The 22,388-nt window shown below is 71.5% G+C and carries 27 protein-coding genes and 1 riboswitch; of the genes, 13 read left to right on the top strand and 14 right to left on the bottom strand.

Translation table 11 applies throughout. From position 1 onward, the window contains the following. The first annotated feature begins 121 nt into the window (after nucleotides 1-121). Nucleotides 122-1,153, top strand: a complete 1,032-nt coding sequence (locus PUW82_RS12965; protein ID WP_274222687.1) for a TerC family protein — start codon at nucleotides 122-124, stop codon at nucleotides 1,151-1,153. An 83-nt stretch (nucleotides 1,154-1,236) separates the two neighbouring features. Here PUW82_RS12965 and PUW82_RS12960 read toward each other — a convergent pair whose 3' ends face one another. Then, nucleotides 1,237-2,559: a bifunctional o-acetylhomoserine/o-acetylserine sulfhydrylase gene (locus tag PUW82_RS12960; RefSeq protein WP_274222686.1), complete on the bottom strand. Its 1,323-nt coding sequence runs from the start codon at nucleotides 2,557-2,559 to the stop codon at nucleotides 1,237-1,239. A gap of 167 nt (nucleotides 2,560-2,726) precedes the next feature. Here PUW82_RS12960 and PUW82_RS12955 point away from each other — a divergent pair, with 167 nt between their 5' ends. The 3 genes from PUW82_RS12955 (at nucleotide 2,727) to PUW82_RS12945 (ending at nucleotide 4,929) form a co-directional block, all read left to right on the top strand. Beyond that, nucleotides 2,727-3,512, top strand: coding sequence for an SDR family oxidoreductase (locus tag PUW82_RS12955; protein WP_274222685.1), 786 nt, complete (start codon nucleotides 2,727-2,729; stop codon nucleotides 3,510-3,512). Nucleotides 3,513-3,596: 84 nt separating this feature from the next. Continuing rightward, the gene (locus tag PUW82_RS12950) at nucleotides 3,597-4,256 is read left to right on the top strand and encodes a uracil-DNA glycosylase (protein WP_274222968.1); all 660 of its coding nucleotides are present in this window, start codon (nucleotides 3,597-3,599) and stop codon (nucleotides 4,254-4,256) included. A gap of 46 nt (nucleotides 4,257-4,302) precedes the next feature. Continuing rightward, the gene (locus PUW82_RS12945; RefSeq protein ID WP_274222684.1) at nucleotides 4,303-4,929 is read left to right on the top strand and encodes a GNAT family N-acetyltransferase; all 627 of its coding nucleotides are present in this window, start codon (nucleotides 4,303-4,305) and stop codon (nucleotides 4,927-4,929) included. 1 nt (nucleotide 4,930) lies between these two features. Here the strand turns inward: PUW82_RS12945 and PUW82_RS12940 are convergent, their stop codons facing one another. The 8 genes from PUW82_RS12940 to PUW82_RS12905 all read right to left on the bottom strand — a co-directional run bounded on the left by PUW82_RS12940 (nucleotide 4,931) and on the right by PUW82_RS12905 (nucleotide 12,386). After that, nucleotides 4,931-5,275: a protealysin inhibitor emfourin gene (locus tag PUW82_RS12940; protein ID WP_274222683.1), complete on the bottom strand. Its 345-nt coding sequence runs from the start codon at nucleotides 5,273-5,275 to the stop codon at nucleotides 4,931-4,933. Continuing rightward, the gene (locus PUW82_RS12935; protein WP_274222681.1) at nucleotides 5,256-6,320 is read right to left on the bottom strand and encodes a M4 family metallopeptidase; all 1,065 of its coding nucleotides are present in this window, start codon (nucleotides 6,318-6,320) and stop codon (nucleotides 5,256-5,258) included. The genes PUW82_RS12940 and PUW82_RS12935 overlap by 20 nt, the downstream gene beginning before the upstream one ends. Before the next feature lie 54 nt (nucleotides 6,321-6,374). Beyond that, a complete protein-coding gene (locus PUW82_RS12930; protein ID WP_274222680.1) occupies nucleotides 6,375-7,184 on the bottom strand; it encodes an ABC transporter ATP-binding protein in 810 nt (269 codons plus the stop codon). Beyond that, nucleotides 7,181-7,963: an ABC transporter ATP-binding protein gene (locus PUW82_RS12925; protein WP_274222679.1), complete on the bottom strand. Its 783-nt coding sequence runs from the start codon at nucleotides 7,961-7,963 to the stop codon at nucleotides 7,181-7,183. Before PUW82_RS12925 ends, PUW82_RS12930 begins: the two co-directional genes overlap by 4 nt. Next, complete coding sequence (locus tag PUW82_RS12920) at nucleotides 7,960-8,841, bottom strand: ABC transporter permease (protein WP_274222678.1); 882 nt, start codon at nucleotides 8,839-8,841, stop codon at nucleotides 7,960-7,962. The genes PUW82_RS12925 and PUW82_RS12920 overlap by 4 nt, the downstream gene beginning before the upstream one ends. Then, on the bottom strand, nucleotides 8,838-9,788 hold the full coding sequence (locus tag PUW82_RS12915) for an ABC transporter permease (protein WP_274222677.1): 951 nt from the start codon (nucleotides 9,786-9,788) through the stop codon (nucleotides 8,838-8,840). The genes PUW82_RS12920 and PUW82_RS12915 overlap by 4 nt, the downstream gene beginning before the upstream one ends. Then, a complete protein-coding gene (locus PUW82_RS12910) occupies nucleotides 9,785-11,296 on the bottom strand; it encodes an ABC transporter substrate-binding protein (protein ID WP_274222676.1) in 1,512 nt (503 codons plus the stop codon). The genes PUW82_RS12915 and PUW82_RS12910 overlap by 4 nt, the downstream gene beginning before the upstream one ends. Nucleotides 11,297-11,438: 142 nt before the next feature. Then, nucleotides 11,439-12,386 carry an alpha/beta fold hydrolase gene (locus tag PUW82_RS12905; RefSeq protein WP_274222675.1) on the bottom strand — a complete coding sequence of 316 codons (948 nt, stop codon included), beginning with the start codon at nucleotides 12,384-12,386 and terminating at the stop codon, nucleotides 11,439-11,441. Nucleotides 12,387-12,454: 68 nt separating this feature from the next. Here PUW82_RS12905 and PUW82_RS12900 point away from each other — a divergent pair, with 68 nt between their 5' ends. From PUW82_RS12900 to PUW82_RS12890, 3 genes are read left to right on the top strand one after another with little or no spacing between them, the layout of a single operon-like run. Continuing rightward, on the top strand, nucleotides 12,455-12,931 hold the full coding sequence (locus tag PUW82_RS12900; RefSeq protein ID WP_274222674.1) for a carboxymuconolactone decarboxylase family protein: 477 nt from the start codon (nucleotides 12,455-12,457) through the stop codon (nucleotides 12,929-12,931). Continuing rightward, on the top strand, nucleotides 12,928-13,650 hold the full coding sequence (locus PUW82_RS12895; protein ID WP_274222673.1) for a tyrosine-protein phosphatase: 723 nt from the start codon (nucleotides 12,928-12,930) through the stop codon (nucleotides 13,648-13,650). The genes PUW82_RS12900 and PUW82_RS12895 overlap by 4 nt, the downstream gene beginning before the upstream one ends. A 53-nt stretch (nucleotides 13,651-13,703) precedes the next feature. Further along, entirely contained in the window at nucleotides 13,704-14,162 is a 459-nt protein-coding gene (locus tag PUW82_RS12890) for a ferredoxin reductase domain-containing protein (protein WP_274222672.1), read from the top strand. Nucleotides 14,163-14,168: 6 nt separating this feature from the next. Here the strand turns inward: PUW82_RS12890 and PUW82_RS12885 are convergent, their stop codons facing one another. From PUW82_RS12885 to PUW82_RS12870, 4 genes are all read right to left on the bottom strand, one after another. Beyond that, entirely contained in the window at nucleotides 14,169-14,630 is a 462-nt protein-coding gene (locus tag PUW82_RS12885) for a Fe-S oxidoreductase (RefSeq protein ID WP_274222671.1), read from the bottom strand. Further along, complete coding sequence (locus tag PUW82_RS12880; RefSeq protein ID WP_274222670.1) at nucleotides 14,627-15,469, bottom strand: arginase family protein; 843 nt, start codon at nucleotides 15,467-15,469, stop codon at nucleotides 14,627-14,629. The genes PUW82_RS12885 and PUW82_RS12880 overlap by 4 nt, the downstream gene beginning before the upstream one ends. Before the next feature lie 87 nt (nucleotides 15,470-15,556). Continuing rightward, on the bottom strand, nucleotides 15,557-16,291 hold the full coding sequence (locus tag PUW82_RS12875; RefSeq protein WP_274222669.1) for a PspA/IM30 family protein: 735 nt from the start codon (nucleotides 16,289-16,291) through the stop codon (nucleotides 15,557-15,559). A gap of 40 nt (nucleotides 16,292-16,331) precedes the next feature. Beyond that, the gene (locus tag PUW82_RS12870) at nucleotides 16,332-18,371 is read right to left on the bottom strand and encodes a TPM domain-containing protein (protein WP_274222668.1); all 2,040 of its coding nucleotides are present in this window, start codon (nucleotides 18,369-18,371) and stop codon (nucleotides 16,332-16,334) included. 181 nt (nucleotides 18,372-18,552) lie between these two features. Between PUW82_RS12870 and PUW82_RS12865 the strand changes: the two genes are divergently transcribed. From PUW82_RS12865 to PUW82_RS12845, 5 genes are all read left to right on the top strand, one after another. Beyond that, on the top strand, nucleotides 18,553-19,386 hold the full coding sequence (locus tag PUW82_RS12865) for a DUF3097 domain-containing protein (RefSeq protein WP_274222667.1): 834 nt from the start codon (nucleotides 18,553-18,555) through the stop codon (nucleotides 19,384-19,386). A 51-nt stretch (nucleotides 19,387-19,437) separates the two neighbouring features. Continuing rightward, entirely contained in the window at nucleotides 19,438-20,187 is a 750-nt protein-coding gene (trmB, locus tag PUW82_RS12860) for a tRNA (guanosine(46)-N7)-methyltransferase TrmB (protein ID WP_274222666.1), read from the top strand. A 4-nt stretch (nucleotides 20,188-20,191) separates the two neighbouring features. Then, entirely contained in the window at nucleotides 20,192-21,046 is an 855-nt protein-coding gene (locus tag PUW82_RS12855) for a CPBP family intramembrane glutamic endopeptidase (protein WP_274222665.1), read from the top strand. 47 nt (nucleotides 21,047-21,093) lie between these two features. Beyond that, nucleotides 21,094-21,158, top strand: a riboswitch (guanidine-III (ykkC-III) riboswitch). A 10-nt stretch (nucleotides 21,159-21,168) separates the two neighbouring features. Then, complete coding sequence (locus tag PUW82_RS12850; RefSeq protein WP_274222664.1) at nucleotides 21,169-21,483, top strand: DMT family transporter; 315 nt, start codon at nucleotides 21,169-21,171, stop codon at nucleotides 21,481-21,483. Then, a complete protein-coding gene (locus PUW82_RS12845; RefSeq protein ID WP_274222663.1) occupies nucleotides 21,484-21,855 on the top strand; it encodes a DMT family transporter in 372 nt (123 codons plus the stop codon). It abuts the gene before it with no gap. Here the strand turns inward: PUW82_RS12845 and PUW82_RS12840 are convergent. Beyond that, the gene (locus tag PUW82_RS12840; protein WP_274222662.1) at nucleotides 21,841-22,023 is read right to left on the bottom strand and encodes a hypothetical protein; all 183 of its coding nucleotides are present in this window, start codon (nucleotides 22,021-22,023) and stop codon (nucleotides 21,841-21,843) included. The genes PUW82_RS12845 and PUW82_RS12840 overlap by 15 nt on opposite strands. A 159-nt stretch (nucleotides 22,024-22,182) precedes the next feature. On the opposite strand from PUW82_RS12840, the gene PUW82_RS12835 reads away from it, so the two are divergent. Continuing rightward, on the top strand, nucleotides 22,183-22,374 hold the full coding sequence (locus tag PUW82_RS12835; RefSeq protein WP_274222661.1) for a hypothetical protein: 192 nt from the start codon (nucleotides 22,183-22,185) through the stop codon (nucleotides 22,372-22,374). Nucleotides 22,375-22,388: the final 14 nt, after the last annotated feature.

Raw genomic sequence — 22,388 nt, 5'->3', positions numbered from 1 at the left:
GAGTACTTCCGCCTGCGGCGATCTCGTCATTACGAACCCGACGTTGAGTTCCGGGACGCCGGTCCCTCCGGGGATGAAGGAGACCTGGCCGTTCGCTTCCGTCGACCCCTTGGAGACCTTCTTGGATATCACTCCGCTCGTCTGGCTCATCACCATCGCGGTGACGATCGCCTTCTTCGTGTACGAGTTCTTCGCGCACGTGCGCACCCCGCACGAGCCCACGATTGCCGAATCGGCGCGCTGGTCCGCGTTCTACATCGGCCTCGCCCTGATCTTCGGCGTCGTCATCGGGCTCGTGCCCGGCTGGGGCTGGGTGTTCGCGGGCGAGTACTTCGCCGGATACCTGACCGAGAAGGCGCTGTCGATCGACAACCTCTTCGTGTTCCTCATCATCATGACCGGCTTCGCGGTGCCCAAGAAGTACCAGCAGAAGGTGCTGATGATCGGCATCGTGATCGCGCTCATCATGCGTGGCGCGTTCATCGCCATCGGCGCCGCGCTCATCGACAACTTCTCGTGGATCTTCTACATCTTCGGTGCGCTGCTGCTGTTCCTCGCGTACCGCCAGGCGTTCGCGCACGGCGACTCCGATCCGGCCAACGGCAAGTTCATGCGCTTCGTGCGCCGGCACCTGCCCGTCTCGGACGAGTACAACGGCGACAAGCTGACGGTGAAGAAGAACGGCAAGCGCTTCGTCACGCCGATGCTGCTGGTGATCATCGCGATCGGCTTCATCGACCTGGTCTTCGCGGTCGACTCGATCCCGGCCATCTACGGCCTGACCAACGAGGCGTACATCGTCTTCACCGCCAACGCGTTCGCCCTGATGGGTCTGCGTCAGCTCTTCTTCCTCATCGGCGGGCTGCTCGAGCGCCTCGTGTACCTTGCACAGGGTCTCGCGGTGATCCTCGCGTTCATCGGTGTGAAGCTCGTCTTCCACGCGCTGCACGTCAACGAGCTGCCCTTCATCAACGGCGGCGAACCGCTGCTGTGGGTGCCCGAGATCCCGATCTGGTTCTCGCTGCTCTTCATCGCGGCGACGGTCGCCGTCGCGACCGTCGCGAGCCTCGCCAAGACGCGCGGCGACAAGCAGAAGAACGACCGCGACCAGGTCCAGGGCGAAGAGATCACGACGGCCGCCGACGCCGACTGACCTCCCCGGCTGCGCCGCAACGACGGATGCCCCGGCCCCACCGATCGGTGGGCCGGGGCATCCGTCGTCCTGAGGAGGGATCGTTACGCGCGCGCGGCCTCCGCTACGGCACGGGCGGCGGCGAGAGCCTGCTCGAGGTCGGCCTTGAGGTCGTCGATGCTCTCGAGCCCGACCGACAGGCGCACGAGGCCCGGTGTGACACCCGTCGTGAGCTGCTGCTCGGGCGTCAGCTGCGAGTGCGTCGTCGAGGCGGGGTGGATGACCAACGAGCGGACGTCGCCGATGTTGGCGAGGTGGCTGAACAGCTCGAGTGCGTCGACGAACGCGCGGCCGGCGGCGACGCCGCCCTTGAGCTCGAACGACAGCACTGCGCCGACGCCCTTCGGGGCGTAGCGGTTGGCCGCGGCGTACCAGGGCGACGTCGGCAGGCCGGAGTAGTTCACCGACGCGATGTCGTCGTGGTTCTCGAGCCACTCCGCGATCTCCTGCGCGTTCTGCACGTGCCGCTCGATGCGCAGCGACAGGGTCTCGATGCCCTGGATGAGCAGCCATGCGCTCTGCGGCGAGATGGCGGCGCCGAGGTCGCGCAACAGCTGCACCCGCGCCTTGATGACGTAGGCGAGGCCGTCGCCGACTGCTTGCGTGTAGACGGCTCCGTGGTACGACGGATCGGGGGTCGTCAGGCCCGGGAACCGCTCGGAGTGCTCCGACCAGGCGAAGCGTCCGCCGTCGACGATCACGCCGCCGATGACCGTGCCGTGACCGCCGAGGAACTTCGTCGCGGAGTGCACGACGATGTCGGCGCCGTGCTCGAAGGGACGGATGAGGTAAGGGGTGGCGATCGTGTTGTCGACGATGAGCGGCACCCCGGCCTCGTGCGCGACATCGGCGACGCCGCGGATGTCGAGAACGTTGATCTGCGGGTTGCCGATGGTCTCAGCGAAGAACAGCTTCGTGTTCGGGCGCACCGCACGGCGCCACTCCTCGAGGTCATCCTGGTTCTCGACGAACGTCACCTCGATGCCGAGCTTGGCGAGCGTGTACTTGAAGAGGTTGTAGGTGCCGCCGTAGATCGAGCTCGAGGCGACGAAGTGGTCTCCGGCCTCGGCGATGTTCAGGATCGCGAACGTCTCGGCTGCCTGACCCGAGGCGACGAGCAGGGCACCCGTGCCGCCCTCGAGAGCGGCGAGGCGCTGTTCGACGACATCCTGGGTCGGGTTCTGGATCCGCGTGTAGATGTTGCCGAACTCGGCCAGGGCGAAGAGGTTGGCCGCGTGGTCGGAGCTGTCGAACACGTACGACGTCGTCTGGTAGATCGGCGTCGCGCGGGCCTTCGTGACCGGGTCCGGTGCGGCACCGGTGTGGATCTGCTTGGTCTCGAAGCGCCAGTTCTCGGATGCGGACATGCGGGCCTCCATCGGGTCGGACGGCGGGCGGCAGGCGCCGTCCCCGGATCGAGCGTACGGAGGGTGTCCGCGGCCGACAACGCGCGGGACATGCGACGTAACCTCCCGGCAGCGCCGCCGCCGCCGTCGCTGCCGGGCGGAGGGCGCGCGGCGGCTACGGTGGGACCATGACGCGACGGGCAGTGGTGACGGGTGCGAGTTCCGGTATCGGCGAGGCCACGGTGCGCGTGCTGCGCAGCCGCGGCTGGGATGTCGTCGGGGTCGCGCGCCGCGCGGACCGGCTCGAGGCCCTCGACGCCGAGGTCGGCTCGACCTCCTTCGCCGCCGACCTGAGCCGCGAGGCCGATGTCGCCGCTCTCGCGGCGCACCTCCAGGCTTCCGGCGGCGTCGACGCCCTGGTGCACGTCGCGGGCGGAGCTCGCGGAAGTGACCGTGTCGAGGACGGACGGCCCGAGGACTGGCGCTGGATGTTCGAGGTCAACGTGCTGTCGGCGCAGCTGCTCACCGCCGCCGTGCTGCCGCTGCTGCGCGAGCGCATCCGCGCGGGCGCGGGCCACGCCGACACGGTCTTCGTGACCTCGACGGCGGCCCAGACCGCCTATCCCGGTGGAGCCGGCTACAACGCCGCGAAGGCGGGGGAGTCGATGCTCGTGCACGCCCTGCGCCTCGAACTCAACGGCGAGCCGATCCGCGTGGTCGAGATCGCCCCCGGCATGGTCCACACCGAGGAGTTCTCACTCAATCGGCTCGGCGGTGACCGCGGCGCCGCGGACGCCCTCTACGCCGACGTCGAGAACCCGCTGACCGCGGCCGACGTCGCCGACGTGATCGCGTACGCGATGGACGCCCCCGGCCACGTCAATATCGACCTCGTCACGATGCGACCCGTGGCGCAGTCGGCGCAGCATCTGCTCGCGCGCGGACCGCTGCGTCCGCGGCCGACCGCGAGCTGACCCGCTCCGCGAGCCCCGACCGGCGCCGCCTACGCTGGAGACGTGACTGCTCGCTCGCTTCCCGAACTGGCCGCGGACGGACGGATGGCTCCGGACTGGGCCGACGCGCTCGCACCCGTCGCCGATGACATCGCCGCGATGGGCGAGCGGCTGCGCGCGGAGACCGCGGCCGGCCGCGGCTACCTGCCGGCCGGAGACCATGTGCTCCGGGCGTTCGAACGGCCGCTCGCCGATGTGCGCGTGCTCATCGTCGGTCAGGACCCGTACCCGACCCCGGGGCACCCGATCGGGCTGTCGTTCGCGGTGGACGCCGACGTGCGCCCCGTGCCGCGGAGCCTGGCCAACATCTACCTCGAGCTCGAGGCCGACCTCGGCATCGCGCCGGCCGTCCACGGCGACCTGTCGGCGTGGAGCGACCAGGGCGTGCTGCTGCTGAACCGAGTGCTGACGGTGTCGCCCGGGGCACCGGCATCCCATCGCGGGTGGGGGTGGGAACGCGTCACCGAGCACGCCATCCGCGCGGTCGTCGCGCGCCGCCGCCCGCTCGTGGCGATCCTGTGGGGCCGGGATGCCGCGACGCTGCAGCCGCTGCTCGGCGACACGCCCGTCGTCGCGTCGGCGCACCCGTCCCCCCTGTCCGCGAGCCGCGGTTTCTTCGGCTCGCGGCCGTTCTCGCGCGCCAACGCCCTGCTGCAGGAGCGGGGCGGCGAGCCGGTGGACTGGCGGGTGCCCCCGGTCGGCTGAGCCGGTGCGTCACGGGGTGGAAACGTCCGCCGCGTAGAGTTGCGGCATGCTCGAGGAGGACCTCAACCGCGATCGCCGGCGTCTGCCACGACACCTGCGACGCGCCCCCGACACGGAGCGTCCGTTCACGTTCGAGATCCGGCCGGCGCGGGCGGGCGACCTGCCCGACATCCGCGAGATCTACAACTACTACGTCACGAACTCGGTCGTCACCTTCGATGAGAAGAAGTGGTCGCAGGCGCAATGGCGCGAGAAGTACGACTACCTCACCAAGCTCAAACTGCCCTTCCTCGTGGCGGTGTCGCCGTCGGGCCAGATCCTCGGCTACGCGCTCGCCTCGCCCTGGAACGGCAAGACGGGGTTCCGCTACACCGTCGAGAGCTCGATCTACCTCGGCCAGGCGGCCACCGGCAAGGGCCTGGGGCGCGCGCTGCTGTCGGCGCTGATCGAGGCCTGCCAGCAGCTCGGCCTGCGCGAGATCGTCGCGGTCGTCAGTGACAAGGGTGCCGAGGCATCCATCGCCTTGCACGAGCGGTTCGGCTTCGTCGAGGTGGGTCGCATGGGCCGGGTCGGGCACAAGTTCGGGCGCTGGCTCGGCACCATCTATCTGCAGAAGTCGCTCGAACACGAGAAGAAGGGGCTGCGCAAGCTTTTCGCGCAGCGCTCGGACTGATTCAGCGCGTCGTGCGCCGGCCCGGAGCGGCGGGCGCTCGCCCCGCGCGCACGGCGTCGATCAGCGCACGCCACGACGGCGCGAGGTCGTCGCCCAGCTCGGCGTGCCGGGTCGATGCGGCAGCCTCGACCGTGACCCGCCACTGGAACCGGTCGGCGCCGCCGGTCGCCCGGGGTGGCGCCGCGTCGTTCCACGGGCATCCCTCGACGAGGTCGAACCAGGCGGAGCGATCGGCCGGTGCGGGCTCGACGCGCCACGTCCGGGTGAGCCCGGCGAAGCCCCCGCTGCGCTCGACCACGATGAGCAGTTGCCCCGTGGTCGAGGCGTCATCGTCCGGTCGTGGCATCCTCGAGCACGCCGACGTCGCGCCAGGCGGCGCTCACCGCGTCGGCTTCCTCCGACCTCTCACCGTACTCCTCGGCGGCTGCGGATGCCGTGGCCCGGGCGAAGGCCGTGAAGTCGGCGGTGGGCGAGAGCGTGCCCGCGGTGAGCGTGCGGTACCAGATGAGACCAGCGCGTTCCCACGCGTAGCCGCCCAACCGCATTGCGGCGAGGTGGAACGCGCGATTGGGGATGCCGGAGTTGATGTGCACACCGCCGTTGTCGCTCGTCGTGTCGACGTAGTCGCGCATGTGTCCCGGCTGGGGGTCGCGTCCGAGCACGTCGTCGTCGTAGGCCGTGCCCGGGGCGGCGAGGGATCGTAGCGCGCGGCCCTGCACGCCGGCGGCGAAGATTCCCGCGCCGATGAGCCATGACGCCTCGTCGGCGCGCTGCCGTCGCTGGTGCTGCTCGGTCAGCGCGCCGAAGACATCGGAGAGCGACTCGTTGAGTGCGCCGGACTGACCCGCGTACTCGAGCCCGCCCGAGAACTCCGTGACCCCGTGGGCCAGCTCGTGCGCGATGACGGTGAGCGATCGTGTGAAGCCGGTGAAGACCTCGCCGTCGCCGTCGCCGAAGACCATGCGATCGCCGTTCCAGAACGCGTTGTCGTAGTCGACGCCGTAGTGGACGGTGGCGGCCAGCGGACCGCCGCGACCGTCGATCGAGGCGCGACCGAAGGCTTCGAAGAAGAAGGCGAACGTCGCACCCAGGCCCGCGAACGCCTCGTCGACCGCGCGATCGCCGGTCGGCGGGTCATCCTCGGCGCGCACGAGGGTGCCGGGCAGCTCTTCGCGCTGCTCGGCGTCGGACACCGCACGGTCGGGCGCCGGGACGCGCTCGGCGACCAGGGTGTCGCCGCCCTCGATCGTCAGCCGCAGCTGCGAGCGGCCCGCGAGGTCAGCCGGACGCGCCGCCAGGGTGGCGCGTGCGGCGACCGCGGCGCGCGCCAGGTGCGGCTCGCGCGCCGAGGCGACGCGGGCGAGGATGTACGGGGGGATGATCGCGCGCATGGCCTCACGGTAACGCCGGGTGCCGACACCGGCCAAGGAATCGGCGCCGACGCGTCAGTCCGCGGCGCGGTGGGGATCGATGACCGGCACCGAGGCGAGCAGCCGGCGCGTGTACGCCGCCTGCGGCTGCAGCAGCACCTTCTCGGTCGGACCCTCTTCGACGATCCGTCCCTCGGTCATCACGACGACCTCGTCGCACAGGTTCTGCACCACGCCGATGTCGTGCGAGACGAGCAGCAGCGTCATCCGGTGGCGTTCGCGCAGCTCGCGCAGCACGTCGAGGATCTGCGCGCGCACCGTCACATCGAGCGCCGACAGGGGCTCGTCGCCGACGAGGATGTCGGGGCCGTGCACGATCGCGCGGGCCAGGGCGATTCGCTGCCGCTGTCCGCCCGAGAACTCGTGCGGGTAGCGGTCGGCGGCCTCGGGGTCGAGCCCGACGTCGGTCAGCACCTCGCGCACGCGCGCACGTCGGTCGCCGTCTACCCCGAGCGCCCACAGCGGCTCGCCGACGATGCGGCCGACGGACATGCGGGGATCCAGCGACGCGTAGGGGTCCTGGAAGACGATGCCCGTCCGCCGGCGCAGCCAGTGGAGGCTGCGGGCGGACGCGCGGGCGTCGACGGAGCGGCCGTCGATCGTGACGCTTCCGGCGCTGGGGGTGTCGAGCCCGAGCAGCAGACGCACGAGCGTGGACTTGCCCGACCCCGACTCGCCGATGATCCCGAGCGCCGACCCGGGTCGCACGTCGACGTCCACGTCGTCGAGCGCGACGGTCTCGCGGCGGGGCGCCCACGGGCCCGAGCCGCGGGTGCGGTAGCGGCGCGTCAGCCCGCGGGCCGTGATGAGCGGTTCCGTCGTCATGACCGTCCCTCCGGCCGCCACACCGTCGCCGTCGCGTCGCGCAGCAGCGCGCGCGTGACGGGCGAGCGCGGAGCGGTCAGCAACTGCGTCACGGGGGCGGCTTCGACCACCCGGCCGCGTTCGAGCACGACGGCATCCGTCGCCACCTGCGACAGCACCGCCAGGTCGTGGGTGATGAACAGCAGCGACATGCCGTCGTCGTCGACGAGCTCGCCGAGCAGATCGAGGATCTCGGCCTGGATGGTCACATCGAGGGCGGTCGTCGGCTCGTCGGCGATGAGCAGGCGCGGCCGGGCGGCGATGGCCATCGCGATCGCGACGCGTTGCCGCTGTCCGCCCGACAGTTGGTGCGGGTACCGGCGCAGCGCCCCCTCGGGCAGCCGCACCCGGTCGGCATCGGCCTGGGCACGCGCGAGCGCCTCGCGCCGGCCGGCCTGGGCGTGGATGCGCAGCGGTTCGGCGATCTGCCGCCCGACGGTGCGCAGGGGATTGAGCGCCGTCTGCGGCTCCTGGAAGACGATGCCGATCGCATCGCCGCGCAGCGACGCGAGGTCGCGGTCGCGGCGCCCGATGAGCTCCGTCCCGTCCCAGCGGATGCTGCCGGAGACCTCGGCACCGTCGGGCAGCAGGCCGAGCACGGCCAGCGCGGTGAGCGACTTGCCCGACCCCGACTCGCCGATCAGTCCCATACGCGCGCCGTCGGGCACCGCGAACGAGACACCGTCGACGACGCGGCGTCCGTCGAGGTCGATCGTCAGGTCGGTCACCTCGAGACTCATGCGACCACCGCCGGTGTGTGGGATGCCGCGGGGGAGCGGCGTCGCGACAGGGTCGGGTCGGTCGCCTCGCGCAGCCCGTCGCCGAGCATGTTGAGCCCGAGCACGGTGATGGTGATCGCCGCGCCCGGCCACACCACGCTGAGCGGGTGGGCGGTGAGGTAGGTCTGCAGCTCGCTGAGCAACAGCCCCCACGAGGGCTGCGTGGTCGGTGCGCCGAAACCGAGGTAGCTCAGTCCCGCCTCCGCCAGGACGGCGACCGCCATGCCCCATGACAGCTGCACGATGAACACCGGCGCGACGTTGGGCAGGAGATGCCGGATCGCCGTCTGCACGGGCGTCAGGCCGCTGGCGCGCGCCGCGAGGACGAAGTCGCTGTGCAGGATCCGCCGCAGCTCGGGCCGGGTGACCCGCGCGATGTTGACCCCGAACCCGATCCCCACCGAGATGATGACGACCCAGAGCGACCCGCCCCACACCGCGGAGATCATCATGGCGATCAGCAGCACGGGGAAGGCGATGAGGATGTCGACGAGCACCGCCACGACCTCGCGCGTCCACCGCCCGGTGAGAGCGCCGAGGCACGCCAGCGCTATGCCGAGCAGCGTGGCCACGGCGCCCGCGCCCAGGGCGACCAGCACGGTCGTGCGGGACCCGGCGATGAGGAGCGAGAGGATGTCGCGCCCCGACGCGTCGGTGCCGAGCAGGTGCGGCCACCCGGGCGGCGACCAGCGCGCGGGGATGTCGACCCGCTGCGGGTCGAAGGGCGTCCACACCAGCGAGACCGTCGCGATGACGGCGATCGCGACGACGACGATCAGGCCGAACCGGCCGGTGGGCAGCGCCCAGAGTCGGCGCAGCCACGACGGACGTCCGGTCATGATGCCTCCCGCTGACGGGGGTCGAGTCCGCGGTGCACGAGGTCGACGACGAAGCCCACGACCAGGACCACGGCGGTCAGCGCCAGGAGCTCGCCCTGCACCTTGGGCAGATCGCGCAGTCCGACGTCGGCGACGAGCATCCGCCCGATGCCGGGCAGCGTGAACAGCTGCTCGATCACCACGGCACCGACGACGATGCCGGCTACCTGCAGACCGAGGACGCTGATGATCGACAGGCCGACGGTGGGAAGTCCGTGCCGCAGCAGCGCCGCACGCCGGGTCAGGCCCTTCGCTGCGGCGGTGCGCACGAAGTCCTGGCCCATCGCGGCGAGCGTGGCGCTGCGCACGAACCGCATGAGCATCGCCCCCTCGACCACGCCGATGGTCACGGCGGGCAGGATGAGGGCGGCGAAGGCCCGCCCCGGATCCCGCCAGCCATCACGGGGGAATCCCTGAGCGGGGAGGAGGTCGAGCCAGACCGCGAAGACCACGACGAGCATCATCCCGGCCCACACGACGGGAACCGCGGCGATGGCCTGCGCGCCGAACGAGAGGATGGTGCCGTCAGCACGGCCGCGTCGCAGGGCCGCGAGGATGCCGAACGGCAGCGCGATCAGCACCGCGACGAGCATCGACATGAGCCCCAGAGGGACGGTGATCTGCGCCTTGGCGGCGAGCTCCTCGGCGACGGGCGTCCCGGTGACGAGCGAGGTGCCCAGGTCGCCGCGGAGCAGGCCGCCGATCCACTCGGCGTACTGGACCGGCAGCGGGACGTCGAGCCCCAGCTGTTCGCGGATCGCCGCGACCCGCTGCGGAGTCGAGTTGGTGCCGGCGATCTGCTGCGCGACATCCCCGGGCAGCACCCGCAGGGTGAGGAAGATCAGCACGCTGGCCACGACCAGCCCCAGCAGCAGCAGGGCCAGTCGCGTCAGCGCGTAACGGATCACCCGTCGCTCTTGGCGATCTCGGCCAGGTTGATGCGCGCGTTCACGTTGTCGACGGGCATGCCCGAGACGTTCGTGGCGACGGCGATGACCGAGGCCCAGTTGTACAGCCAGTCGGCGGGGTGGTCCTCCGACACGATGCGCGCGGCCTGTCGCAGCAGCTCGGCGGCCGCGGCGTCGTCGGTCGCGGTGAGCGACTGCGCGTAGAGGCTCTGCACCTCCGGGTTGTCGTACGTGAAGTAGTAGTCGGGGTCGGCCCAGTTCTCGAAGTCGCGGGGCTCGGCGTGGTTCACGACGCTGAGCTCGTAGTCCTTGTTGGTGTAGACATCGCTCAGCCAGGTGCCGAAGTCGACCCGGTCCACCTTGAGGTCGATGCCGACGTCGTTCAGGTTCGACACGAGGATCTGCGAGAGCGTGGTGCTGTATGCCGACGGGATGGTCAGGGTGAGCGACAGCTCCTCGACCCCGGCCTCGCCGAGCAGCGCCCGCGCGGCCGCGGGGTCGTAGGAGACGACATCCGAGAGGTCTTCGTAGCCGGGATCCGACTCGGGGATCGGGCCGTACAGCGTCTGGCCCGCGCCGATGGCCTCGACGATCGCGTCGTGGTCGATCGCGGTGCGGATGGCCTCGCGCACGCGCACATCGGCCAGCGGGCCGGTGGTGGAGTTCATCGCCAGCACGCTCTTGTCGGTCGCGCTGCCCGTCTCGACGACGAAGTCGCCGCTGCCCTCGACCTGGTCGGTCATATTCGCGTCGAAGCCGACCAGGACGTCGACCTCGCCGGCGAGGGCCGCGTTGATGGCCGCCTGGTTGTCGGGGATGAAGTCGAAGGTCACGTCGGCGACCTGCGCCGCGTCGCCCCAGTACTCGTCGTTGCGCTCGAGGGTGAGGCTCGCGCCCTGCCGCCAGTTCGCGACGCGGAACGGGCCGGTGCCGTTGGCCGCCGTGTTGTAGTCGACCGCGTCACCCTCCTTGACGATGATCCCGGCGCGGCCGGTGAGGTTCCACAGCAGGCTCGAGTCCGGCTGCGTCAGAGTCAGGGTGATCGTCTGCCCCTCGGCGGCGATGGATGCCACGTTCGCGAGTCGCTCGGAGTCGGCCCATTCGGGCGTCGCCTTCCGCGTCGTGAGGGAGGCGACGACATCCTGCGGCGTCAGCGGCTGGCCGTCGTGGAACACCACGCCCTCACGCAGGGTGAAGGTGTAGGTCAGGCCGTCGGTCGAGACCTCGTGCGCGCTCGCGAGCGCGTCGACGATCTCGCCCGCGGCGCTGCGCGCCACGAGCCCCTGGTACACGTTGTCGATCAGCGTCTGGTCGAGCGAGATGCCGGCCGTCTGCCGGATGTCGAGATTCGACGGCTCGAGGACGAGGCGGATGTTGACGCTCGCGTCGGGGTTGGGCTCGCCTGCGCTGGCGGAGGTCGACGGGTCGGACGCGCCCGAGCAGCCGGCGAGGATCAGCGTGCCGGCGGTGACCAGCGCGGCAGCGGAGAATGCGGTGCGGCGAAGCATGTGGAGGAGGTTCCTTTCGCAAGGGCGGGGCATCGTTGCTGTCCGATGCGGTTCCGCGAACTCAGTGCGGCATACAGCCTAGGGTCCGCGATGACCCCGGGGCGCATCCGGGGCCGCGACGCGGCGCGCGGCGTCTCATCGGTCAGCCCTGTTCACGTCCTGCAAGGCCCGCGTCCCGGACTAGGCGGGCGAGCTCCGCGGGCAGCTCCTCCTGCACGTTGTGGCCGCTGTCGACCTCGACGATGCGCGCGTGCGGCAGCCGAGTGCGGTAGGCCTCGAGGTCCGCCGGCGCTAGGTAGCCCCGCTCTCCTCTGACGAGCGTGATCGGAGCCGTGACCGCCGCGAGATCGTCCCAGCCGGATGCCGCGAGCACGGCGGCCAGCGCATCCTGGCGCTCATCGGCGACGGCCGCGGCGTCCGGATCGGCGGCCAACGCATTGGCGATGCGCGCGAAGTGGTGCTTCCATTCCACGCGGCCGTCGGCGCGGACGCGGGAGTTCAGCAGCACACCGCGCTCGGCCGCGGTGCGGTCGCCGCCCAGACCGAAGGCGAGGGCGCGATCGACGAGCTCCGCCCGCGACGACCAATCGGTGGGGCCGGCGAAGAAGCGCCGGATCTGAGCGGCGCCGCCGGCGGGATCGAGTCCCGGCGCGATGTCGACGATCACGAGCGCCCGCACCAGGTCCGGTCGCTCGGCCGCGATCGCCGCGGCGGTGAGGCCGCCCAGCGACTGCCCGACGAGCACCTGCGGTTCGGAGGTCCACTGCTCGAGCGCCGGGATGAGGTCGGCGGCGAGCGTGCGTGCGGTGTAGTCGGCGTCGGCGCGCCAGCCGGAGTCGCCGTGACCGGGGAGGTCGACCGACAGGGCCGGGCGTCCCAGGGCCAGCACGGTGCGATCCCAGGTGTGGGCGTTCAGTCCGGCGCCGTGCAGCAGCGTCACCTCGGGCGCCTCCGTTCCGAAGCGCAGTGCGCTGAGGTCGCGGCCGTCCGCGGTGCCCGCGCCGAGGCGTTCGGCAGCGGGGACGGGGACCCCGATTTCGGCGGCTTGGACGGGCAGAAACGAGAACTCGTCGAACGGGGCGGCGGTCACGGGTGTCCTTCGGTCGGGGTGCCTCTCATTCTCACCCGCCTTCCGGAGGCCGTGGGTAGTGTGAAGCCATGAGTCCGGAGCACCGCATCCACCTGTCGAAAGCGGCTCGCCCGGCGTACGACGCCCTCGACGCGTTCGCGCGCACGGTCGGTCGTCTCGCCGCCGATGCGGGCATCGGCGAGCGCCTCAAGGAGCTCGCGCTCATCCACAGCTCTCAGCTCAACGGCTGCGCATACTGCGTGCGCGTGCACGTCGACCGCGCCGTCCGCGTCGGGGTCACCGCTGACGAGATCGCGCAGCTGGCGACCTGGCGCGACTCCGGCGTCTTCGACGAGCGCGAGCGCGCGGCCCTCGAACTCGGGGAAGCGTACGTGCACATCTCCGACGAGGGCGTCTCGGATGAGCTCTACGATCACGTCGGCGGCGTCTTCTCCGAAGAGGAGTACGTCGCGCTGAGCTGGCTGTTCGTGTCGATCAACGCCTTCAACCGCATCACGATCGCCGGCCGCTATCCGGTTCCGCCCCTGCCGAAGCGCGACGCGTGAGCGACGACATCCCCCTCGTCGTCTCGGGCGCCGTGAACTTCCGCGACACCGGGGGACTGCCCGCCGGTGACCGCGTCACCCGCTCGGGTGTGCTCTTCCGCTCGGGCAACCTCTTCCGCGTCGACGAGGCCGGACGCGAGGCGCTGCGGCGGGTCGGGCTGCGACGCATCATCGACCTGCGCGATGATGACGAGGTCCGCTCCGAGCCCACCGTGCTCGACGGGTTCGGGCATCAGACCCAGCGCGTGCCGCTGCTGCTGGGTTCCGTGGCCTCCCTCTTCCGCGCCGACATGTCGCTGGCCTCGATGTACCGCGCGATCGTGGACGAGTCGGGGCCGCGCGTCCTCGAGGTCGTCCGGGGCGTCCTGGCCGACCAGCCGGTGCTCGTCCACTGCACGATCGGCAAAGACCGCACCGGCGTCACCGTCGCCCTGATGCTGGCCGCGGCCGGCGTCGACGATGACGCGGTGGTCGCCGACTACGCGCGCACCGAGACGTTGCTGCCCGCCGAGCGGAACGCGCCGATCGTCGCCTACCTGCAGGCCCACCACCCGGATGCCCCGCACCTCGTGGATCTCGCGACGCGTTCGCCGGCGCCGGTGATGCGCTCGCTGCTCGACGACCTGCGAGAGCGATACGGCTCACCCGTCGACTACCTGCGGGCACAGGGGCTGGGCGACGACGAGATCGTGGAGCTCCGCCGCATCCTGGTCGGGTGACTGCTCCCCGGTATAGGTAAGGCATGCCTACACCGGGGTATAGTGGAGTCATCATGACCGTCCACAGTGACTCCGCGTGCCGTGCCTCGAAGCACGCCCGCGTGCAGCAGCTGATCACCGCCGACGAGAACTCGCTCGCCGAGCTCGGCGCCCTCGTCGCGACGCTGCCGCTGTGCTCGACGGGCCGCCTCTTCATCGAGGTCCCCGACGCGACCTGGATCGGTTCCGTGGCGGTCCCCGCGCGCATGATCGTCACCTGGCTCGACCGGTCGGCGCGCACCGGCGCGGCGGGTTCCGGCCGGGCCTGCGCATCGGGCGAGGCGCTCGCCCGCGCGGTCACGGCGTGGGCCGACGAGATGCTGTGCACGGATGCCGCGCGCTCGACGCGCGTGCACCTGCTCGGGGGCTTCCTGGGCACGGCCGACATCGTCGACCACCTCACCGGTCGGCTCGGGATGGCCGCCGACGCGATCCACACGCCGGAGCGTTTCGGTCTCGCGACCGCCCGCTGACCCGGATCAGTCCCGGTCGCCCCGCCGCGGGATGTAGTTGCCGTCGGCCAGGCCCGCCTCGATCTCGAAACGATTGCGCAGCGGGTCGCGGCCGGCGATGAGGTAGAGCACCGGCATCAGCAGCCCGTACCGGCGCCACTGCTGCGCGTGGACCGCCTCGTGCGCCAGCACGCGTTCGTCGGGTTCGCGCTCCCCGGTGAGGAAGCACGAGCCCACACAGACGCCGCCGCGACCGAAGGTCCATGCGGGCATGCCGGTGAACACCCACAGTCCTGAGCGGCGGCGCACGCGCCCCGTCGACCACAGCGTGCCCCACACGAGACCGAAGGCCGTGCCGGCGACCGCGCCGAGGCGGCTGAACGGCGAATCGAGTAGCGGCGCGGGAATCCAGCGGTCGAGGGCCGCGCCGCGACGCACGGCTCGGTCGGCGCGTTCGCGCCAGCCCGTCGGCGGTGTCGCGGGGCTCACGCGACGGCCCCGATGATCCGGAGTACCGAACCCATGTCGTCGACGGCGGCGTCGGGGTGCGCGGGGGCGAAGCCCGAGATGGATGCCCCGACCAGAGGGATCCGCTCGCGCAGCGCACCGATCGCGGCGGTGAGGGCGGGGACGTCGAGGCCGAACGGCACGGGCGCGCCGACCCCGGTGATCGCCGCCGGGTCGAGGACGTCGAGGTCGACGTGCACGTAGACCGAGCCGGCGCCGGTCGCGGCGACCGCATCGGCCAGGGCGGCCGGGTCGGCGAGGTCGTCGACGCTCACGGTGCGCAGGTCGACCGTATCGATGAGCTCGGCTTCGGCGTCGTCGAACTCCCGCGCGCCGGCCAGGATGACCCGGTCGGCCGAGACAGCGGCATCCGTCGTCAGCGGACCGCGGCCGAAGACCGCCTGCAACGCCATGCCCGCGAAGGCGCCGGACGGCGACGAGGCCGGCGTGTGCAGGTCGGCGTGGGCGTCGAACCAGACGACGGCCAGATCCGGGTGCGCGGATGCCGCGTGAGCCACCGCCGGGACGGCGACGCCGCAGTCGCCGCCGATCACGACCGTGGGGGAGGTCTGCGCCGCGGCGGGCGCGGACGGCTCGGCCGAACCCGCCAACGCGTCCGCGATGAGGTCGCGGGTGCGCTGCAGCGAACTGAAACGACGGATGCCGGTGTCGAGTGCCTCGCCCGCCTCGACCGGCACATCGACCCGCACGGTCGCGCTGCGCGGCAGGTCGCCGGCGATCGCTTCGGCGCCGTCGATCAAGGTCATCGAGCGGGCGGAGGGAGAGCCCTGCCACTGCGGCACCACGATGAAGCGGGTCATGTCGTCATCCTTCGTTCACGCGAAACGAACAGCGACGTCCGGGCGGCATCGCCGGCCCGGACGTCGCTGATCGTGATCAGACCGGTCTCAGCGCTCGATCGCGCCGGCAGCGCCGCCGGACTTCAGGGCGGCGAGGCGCGCCTCGACCTCGGTCAGCTGACCGACGTCCTCGAGGCTCTCGAACTGCGCGTCGAGGCTCGACGCGGCGAGCTCCTGCTTGCCGGCGGCCAGTGCCTCCTGACGGCGCACCTTGTCTTCGAAGCGGCCGAGCTCGCTCGTGGGGTCGAGCACGTCGATCGACTTGACGGCGTCGTGCACGCGGCTCTGCGCCTCGGCGGTCTTCGCGCGCGCGAGCAGCTCGGAGCGCTTGGCCCGCAGCTGGTCGAGCTTGACCTTCATGCCGTTGAGCCCGTCCTTGAGCTTCTCGACGACCTCGGTCTGGGTCGCGATGGTCGGCGCGATCGTGCGGGCCTCGTTCTCCTCGCTGATCTGACGCTGCAGCGCGACCTTCGCCAGGTTGTCGAACTTGTCGGCGTCGGCCGTGTTGCCCACGCCGCGCAGCTCGTCTGCCTTGCGGCTCGCCGCGAGCGCCTTGTTGCCCCACTCGGCGGCGGCCTGCACGTCCTCCTGGTGGTCGCGCTCGAGCAGGCGCAGGTTGCCGATCGTCTCGGCGATCGCCGACTCGGCGTCGGCGATCGAGTTGGTGTAGTCCCGCACGAGCTGGTCGAGCATCTTCTGCGGGTCCTCGGCCTGATCCAGAAGCGCGTTGATGTTCGCCTTCATGAGGGTGGAGATACGACCGAAGATGGACTGCTTTGCCATCGGGGTTCCTTTCATGGGTGGTCTGGGTAGGAGTTCTGAGTCAGAAGCGGCCGCCGCCGCGGCGCGAACGACCGCCGCCGCCGAAGCCGCCGCCGCCGCTGCGGCCGCGGGAGCCGCCGCCGAAACCGCCGCCGAAGCCGCCGCGCGAGGGGCCGGCGAATCCGCCGAACCCGCTTCCGCCGAAGCCGGAGGAGCGTCGGCCGGAGGACCCGCCGCCCAGGAGCGAGTTGAGCACCATGCCGCCGATCATGGCACCCATCATGCCGTTCGACCCCGAACCGGGGGCGGACTGTGCGAAACCGCCGACGTCGCCGCGGGCGGCCTCGACGGCGAGTGCGCCGAGCTGCGCCGCGCGGGTCGCATCAGCGAGGGCCCGCTCGGGGTCGATCTGCGCCGTGGCCTCCGCGCGGTCGAGCGAGGCGCGGGCTTCGGCGACGCGGGTGCGTGCGGTCGCGCCGACCGCGCCGCGCCGGGTGGCGATGTAGTCCTCGGCGGCCGAGACCTGCGCGCGCGCCTGCTGCAGCTGCTGGCCGAGCGTCTGACGCGCACGTTCCGCGCGCTGCGCCGCGCCGCGCGCGCCGGCGAGAGCGGCGTCGATCGCCGCGTTCGCACCGAGCAGCACCGACAGGGCCGCCTGCGGGCGGCGCTGTGCTCCCGTGAGCTGTGCCCGAGCGGCGTCGATCTGCTGGCGAGTGGCGGCGACGACACCGGCGAGGGCGCCGTCCGCATCGGGCACCCCGACCGCGCCCGCGAGGTCGCCCTCGAGGTCTGCCAGGAGGGCAGCTGCGTCGCGCTCCGCGGTGGCGAGGGTGGCGGCGACCTTGTCGACGGATGCCTCGAGCTGAGCGGCCTGCGCGATCGCGCTCTCGGCCGCGCGGAGCGCAACGGCGGCCTCCGCCCCGTCGCCGGCGGCGATCGCGCGCTGCGCGGCGGCCAACTGCTCGTCGGCAAAGGCGAGGCGCGAGCGCGCCTGGTCGGGATTGTCGTCGACCGTCGCGAGCTCTTCGGCGGCGTACACGGCTGTCAGACGTTCCAGCGAGGTGGTGGCGGCATCCAGACCGGATGCGGCCGCCGCGCGCTCCTGCTGGATGCGCACGAGGGCCTCGGGTGCGTTCTGCTCCAGTGCGCGCAGCCCGTCGAATTCCTCGGTGCGCGCGTCGAGCTCGGCGTCGGCGTGAGCGCAAAGCTCGAGGATCCGCGTGTGGATCGCACGCACCTCATCGTCGGAGTCGGCCTGGTCGTCGTCGAGTCGCTGCTGCAGCCCGAACGCCTCGTCGAGGTCGCGCCGCGCCTGGGCGAGAGTGTCGGCGAAAGCGCTCGCCGCCGCATCGCCGAACTGCGCCGTCGCGAACCCGAGCTCCTGCTCGCTCGTGCGGATAGCGTCATCGGCGGCGACGAGAGCGGCGGCGGAGCGACGGGCGAGCTGCTCGATCGGCTCCCCGGCCGGAGCTGCGCCCCCGCGGGTCCCGCCGGCTCCAGTGCGCCGACGTCGCATCACGACGACGATCACGGCGATGACGGCACCGACAGCCACCAGCCCGAGCACGATCGTGAGGCCCGAGAAGCCGCCGCCCGCGGCGCCGGGCTGGCTCGGAGAACCGCCGCCAACGGCATCCGCCATGGCTCCGGCCGCGGCGAAGGCCGCGCCGCTCCAGTCGCCGGCCTGCAGCTCGGGGAGGATGTTCTGCGTCTCGATGCGGCCGAGGGTGTCGGCGTCGATCGGACCCGCCGTGTCGCCCGAGAGGTAGAAGTTGCGCTGCTCCGTCGCGACGGCGAGGACGTACTGGTTGACGCCGAGCCCGCCGCGGTCGGCGACGGCGTTCGCCCAGTCGGCGGCATCGGACGGGTTCGAGAACGCGTCGACGTAGACGACCCACAGGTCGACACCCGCCTCACCGCTGAGCGCAGTCAGCCGTTCGTCGAGGGCGCGTTCCTCTCCGGCCGAGAGCGCCCCGGCCCCGTCGACGACCCGACCGGCGCCCAGGTCGACCGGTTCTGTGGCGACAGCCGCGGCGGAGCCGCCCACGACGAGGGCGAGGCTCGCCACGATCGAGAGCGTCAGTGCTCGGAGCGCGCGCATCCGTTCCCCTTCCGAGGACGGAGGACCGGCCTCGGTCCCACTCTATTGAGGGGCCCGGGTGCGAGCCTATGCGGCGACTGAGAATCAGCGGGCAGCGGAATCGCGGCGCAGATGCCGTGCGTCGCGCCCCGCGCCGCTTATGCTGACCGGCGGTCCGAGGGGTCGCGACGCGGGAGGTTCGATGGACGACAGGTACGGCACCGACGTGCTCGCTGCGGGATGGCGCGATGTCGGGCGCAAGGTGGTCCCCGAGGTGCCCGCCGATCCCGGCCTGGTCGTCGAGGTCGCCGCCGACGGGTACTGCGGTGCGGTCGTCGCGGTGCGCGGCGGGAACGTGGAGCTCGAGGACCGCCTCGGAAAGGTCCGTCTCTTCCCGCTCGGCGGCGGGTTCCTCGTCGACGGCGAGCCCGTGCGGCTCGTCGCGCCGAAGGCTGCCGCTCCGCAGGGTCGGCTGCGCACGGCATCCGGATCGTTCGTCGCGCCGCAGCAGCGTGCCCGCGTGGCCCGAGCCTCGCGCATCCTCGTCGAGGGGCGGCATGACGCCGAGCTCGTCGAGAAGGTGTGGGGCGCCGACCTGCGGGTGGAGGGCGTCGTGGTGGAGTACCTGCAGGGCATCGACCTGCTCGACGACCTGCTGCGCGACGAGCCGCCCTCGGCGGAGCGCCGCTACGGGGTGCTCGTCGACCACCTCGTCACCGGCTCGAAGGAGACGCGGATCGCGCAGCAGATCCTGCGCGGACCGCACGGCAAGCACCTGAAGATCGTCGGGCACCCGCACATCGACGTGTGGCAGTGCGTGAGGCCCGAGGCCGTCGGGATCGCCGCCTGGCCGCAGGTGCCGCGCGGAATCGACTGGAAGACGGGCGTCTTGCAGGCACTCGGCTGGCCGGCCGACGACCAGGCCGACATCGCGCACGCATGGCAGCGCATCCTCGGGTCGGTGCGGACCTACCGCGACCTCGACCCCGCGTTGCTGGGGCGCGTCGAAGAGCTCATCGACTTCGTCACGACCTGACCCGTCCGGCGCGGGGCGGGAAGCGACGCCGGGGCTCGATACCCTGGAGACATGCAGAACGACGTGCCCGACACCGGCGACGAGCCGCGCTACCGCGACCGGCCCGTGTCGTTCGCTCGTCGCAGCGGGCGCATGAGCGACGGGCAGGAACGCGCATGGAATGAGCTCGGCTCGTTCTACCTCGTACCGGTCGAGCGCGATCAGGCCGTCCTCAGCGTCCGCCCGGGGTCGGCCGTCGACACCGAGACCCTGTTCGGCCGCTCGGCGCCCGTCATCGTCGAGATCGGTTCGGGACAGGGCCACGCCATCGTCTCGGCGGCGCAGAACGCCCCCGAGGTCGACTTCCTGGCCGTCGAGGTGTTCCGGGCCGGGCTGGCCCGCACCATGCTCGACGCCCACCGGGCCGGGGCCCGAAACCTGCGGCTCGTCGAGGCGAACGCGCCCGAGGTGCTCGAGCACCTGCTGCCGGCGGCATCCGTCGACGAGCTGTGGATCTTCTTCTCCGACCCCTGGCACAAGAACCGCCACACCAAGCGGCGTCTCATCTCGCCGGACTTCACCCCGCTCGCGGCGCGCGTGCTCAAGCCCGGCGGCGTCGTGCGGCTCGCGACGGACTGGGAGGACTACGCCCTCCAGATGCGCGAGGTGATGACGGATGCCGCGGGCTTCGAGCCCGGCTTCGACGGGGCCTGGGCGCCGCGCTTCGAGGGGCGCGTGATGACCGCCTTCGAGCGCAAGGGCATCGCCAAGGGGCGCGACATCCGCGATCTCGTCTACGTCCGCACCGACGACGCGCGCTGACGCCATGAAGCCGCACGCCGAACTCGGGAGCCGTCCGTACCTCTCGGTCAGCACGCTGCCGGCGCTGCTCGTGTGCCTCGCCGCCCCGGCGTTCTTCGTGCTCCTGCAACCTTGGTTGGGCTGGGTGCTGCTGATCGTCGGGCTGGTGATCGCCCTCGGCGTGGACCGCTGGCGGGTGAGCGAGGCGCGCCCGTCGCTGACCCGAGACCTCTCGCTCATCGCGCTCGGCATGGTCGTGGTGAGTCTCATCGACCTGAAGGCGGAGCTCGACAACCTGGCGATGCTGCGGTTCACGCTCGCCCTCGGCGGCGCCGTCGTGCTGCCCTACCTCGTGTCGCGATACGTCTACCGTGACCACGCCATCCGCTTCCCGTGGCGCGGGGGAGGGCGGTGGTCGACCTTCCAGTGGGTGTGGCTCGCTGCCGTCCTGGTGCTCGGCTGGCTGATCCTGCCGTTCTACTTCATCACCTCGGGCGTGTACACGAACTGGCCGGTGGTCGACACTCCCGAGCTCATCGTGCGCCTCTTCATCGGCGTCGGCGCAGTCGGCATCTGGGACGAGCTGTTCTTCATCTGCACGTGCTTCGCGCTGCTGCGCCGCCACTTCGCGGACGTCTCGGCGAACGTCCTGCAGACGATCGTGTTCGTGTCGTTCCTGTGGGAGCTCGGGTACCGGGCGTGGGGGCCCGCGCTCACCATCCCCTTCGCCCTGCTGCAGGGCTACATCTTCCTGCGCACCCGCTCGCTGGCCTACGTCGTGACCGTTCACCTGCTCTTCGACGCCGTGGTGTTCGGTGTTCTCGTGCACGCCCACAACCCGGGCCTCATCGACGCACTGTTCCTCGTCCCGTCGCCCTGACCGTCCGCCCGGCCGGCCGAGTGCCGGACGACGCGGCTAGGGTGGATGCGGGGCCCGACGGCGGGCCCGCGGACGAGGGAGCAGTACCCGCACACGACAAGACTGACTCAGACAGGTCTGTCATGGCATGGGTCATTCTGATCGTCTCGGGGATGCTCGAGGCGGTGTGGGCCGCCGCGCTCGCGGCATCCGACGGGTTCACGCGGAAGCGGCCCGCGATCCTGTTCGTCGTCGCGCTCGCCGCCAGCATGGCGGGCCTCGCCATCGCGATGACCGAGCTGCCGACCGGTACGGCGTACGCGGTGTGGGTCGGCGTCGGCGCGACCTTAACAGTGGTCTGGGCGATGGTGACGCGACAGGAGCGGGCATCGATGGCGCGGATCCTTCTCATCCTGCTGCTCGTGGCTTCGGTCATCGGGCTGAAGGCGGTGAGCTGAGTGGCGTGGATCGTGCTGCTGCTCAGCGCCGTCTGCGAAGCGGTGTGGGCGACCGCCCTCGGACAATCCGCCGGCTTGACCGCGCCCGTACCGACCGCGGTGTTCGCCGTCGGATTGACCCTCAGCATGCTCGGACTCGGCTGGGCCGTGAAGCAGATCCCCATCGGCACGGCGTACGCGGTGTGGGTCGGTGTCGGAGCTGCGCTGACGGTCACCTGGGCGATCCTCAGCGGCGCCGAGGCGTTCTCGGCCGGAAAGGTCGTGTTCATCGCCGGCATCGTGGTGGCGGTCATCGGGCTGAAGCTCGTTCCTCATACGCCGACGGATGTCGCGAAGCGCCCCGACGATCCCGCGACGTCAGCCCAGCCGTGACAGCAGCGCCGAGCCGAAGGTCAGGGCTGCGGCGACGGGGACGACGAGGGCGGCGAGAACGACGACGCCGAGGATGACGATGTTGCCGGCGATCGCCCCGACGACGGCGGATGCGCGGTCCGCGGCGGAGCGAAGACGGTGCGGTGCGGAAAGCGGTGCGGTGGTCATAGCTCGACGCTAGGGACGGGGTGGCCCGCACCGCGTCGGCCCGGCGGCGGACGTCGATCCGTCTCGGGGATGATTCCCCGCTCGCGTGTGTCAATGCCCTGGGGAGCCGTCCGGGGCGGGCGTAGCGTCGCGTACTCCACGAACGAGGAGGACTGCACGATGAGCGATCCCGACAACCACGCATCGCACGACGACGTCGACGTCCCGGGTAACGACGTCGAAACCGGCACCGCGACCGGCGGCGCGTCCGCGTTCCCGGGCGCGCCCAGCGCCGCCCCCGCCGATGACGGCGACCCTGAGACGACGACCGACGACGAGGGTCTGCCGCTCGACAACCCGTCGGGTGGGTGAGCGCGAACCCCGCA

This window comes from Microbacterium thalli (assembly GCF_028737325.1).
Classification (GTDB): Bacteria; Actinomycetota; Actinomycetes; order Actinomycetales; family Microbacteriaceae; genus Microbacterium; species Microbacterium thalli.
This window is presented reverse-complemented; position numbering and strand designations above follow the sequence as displayed.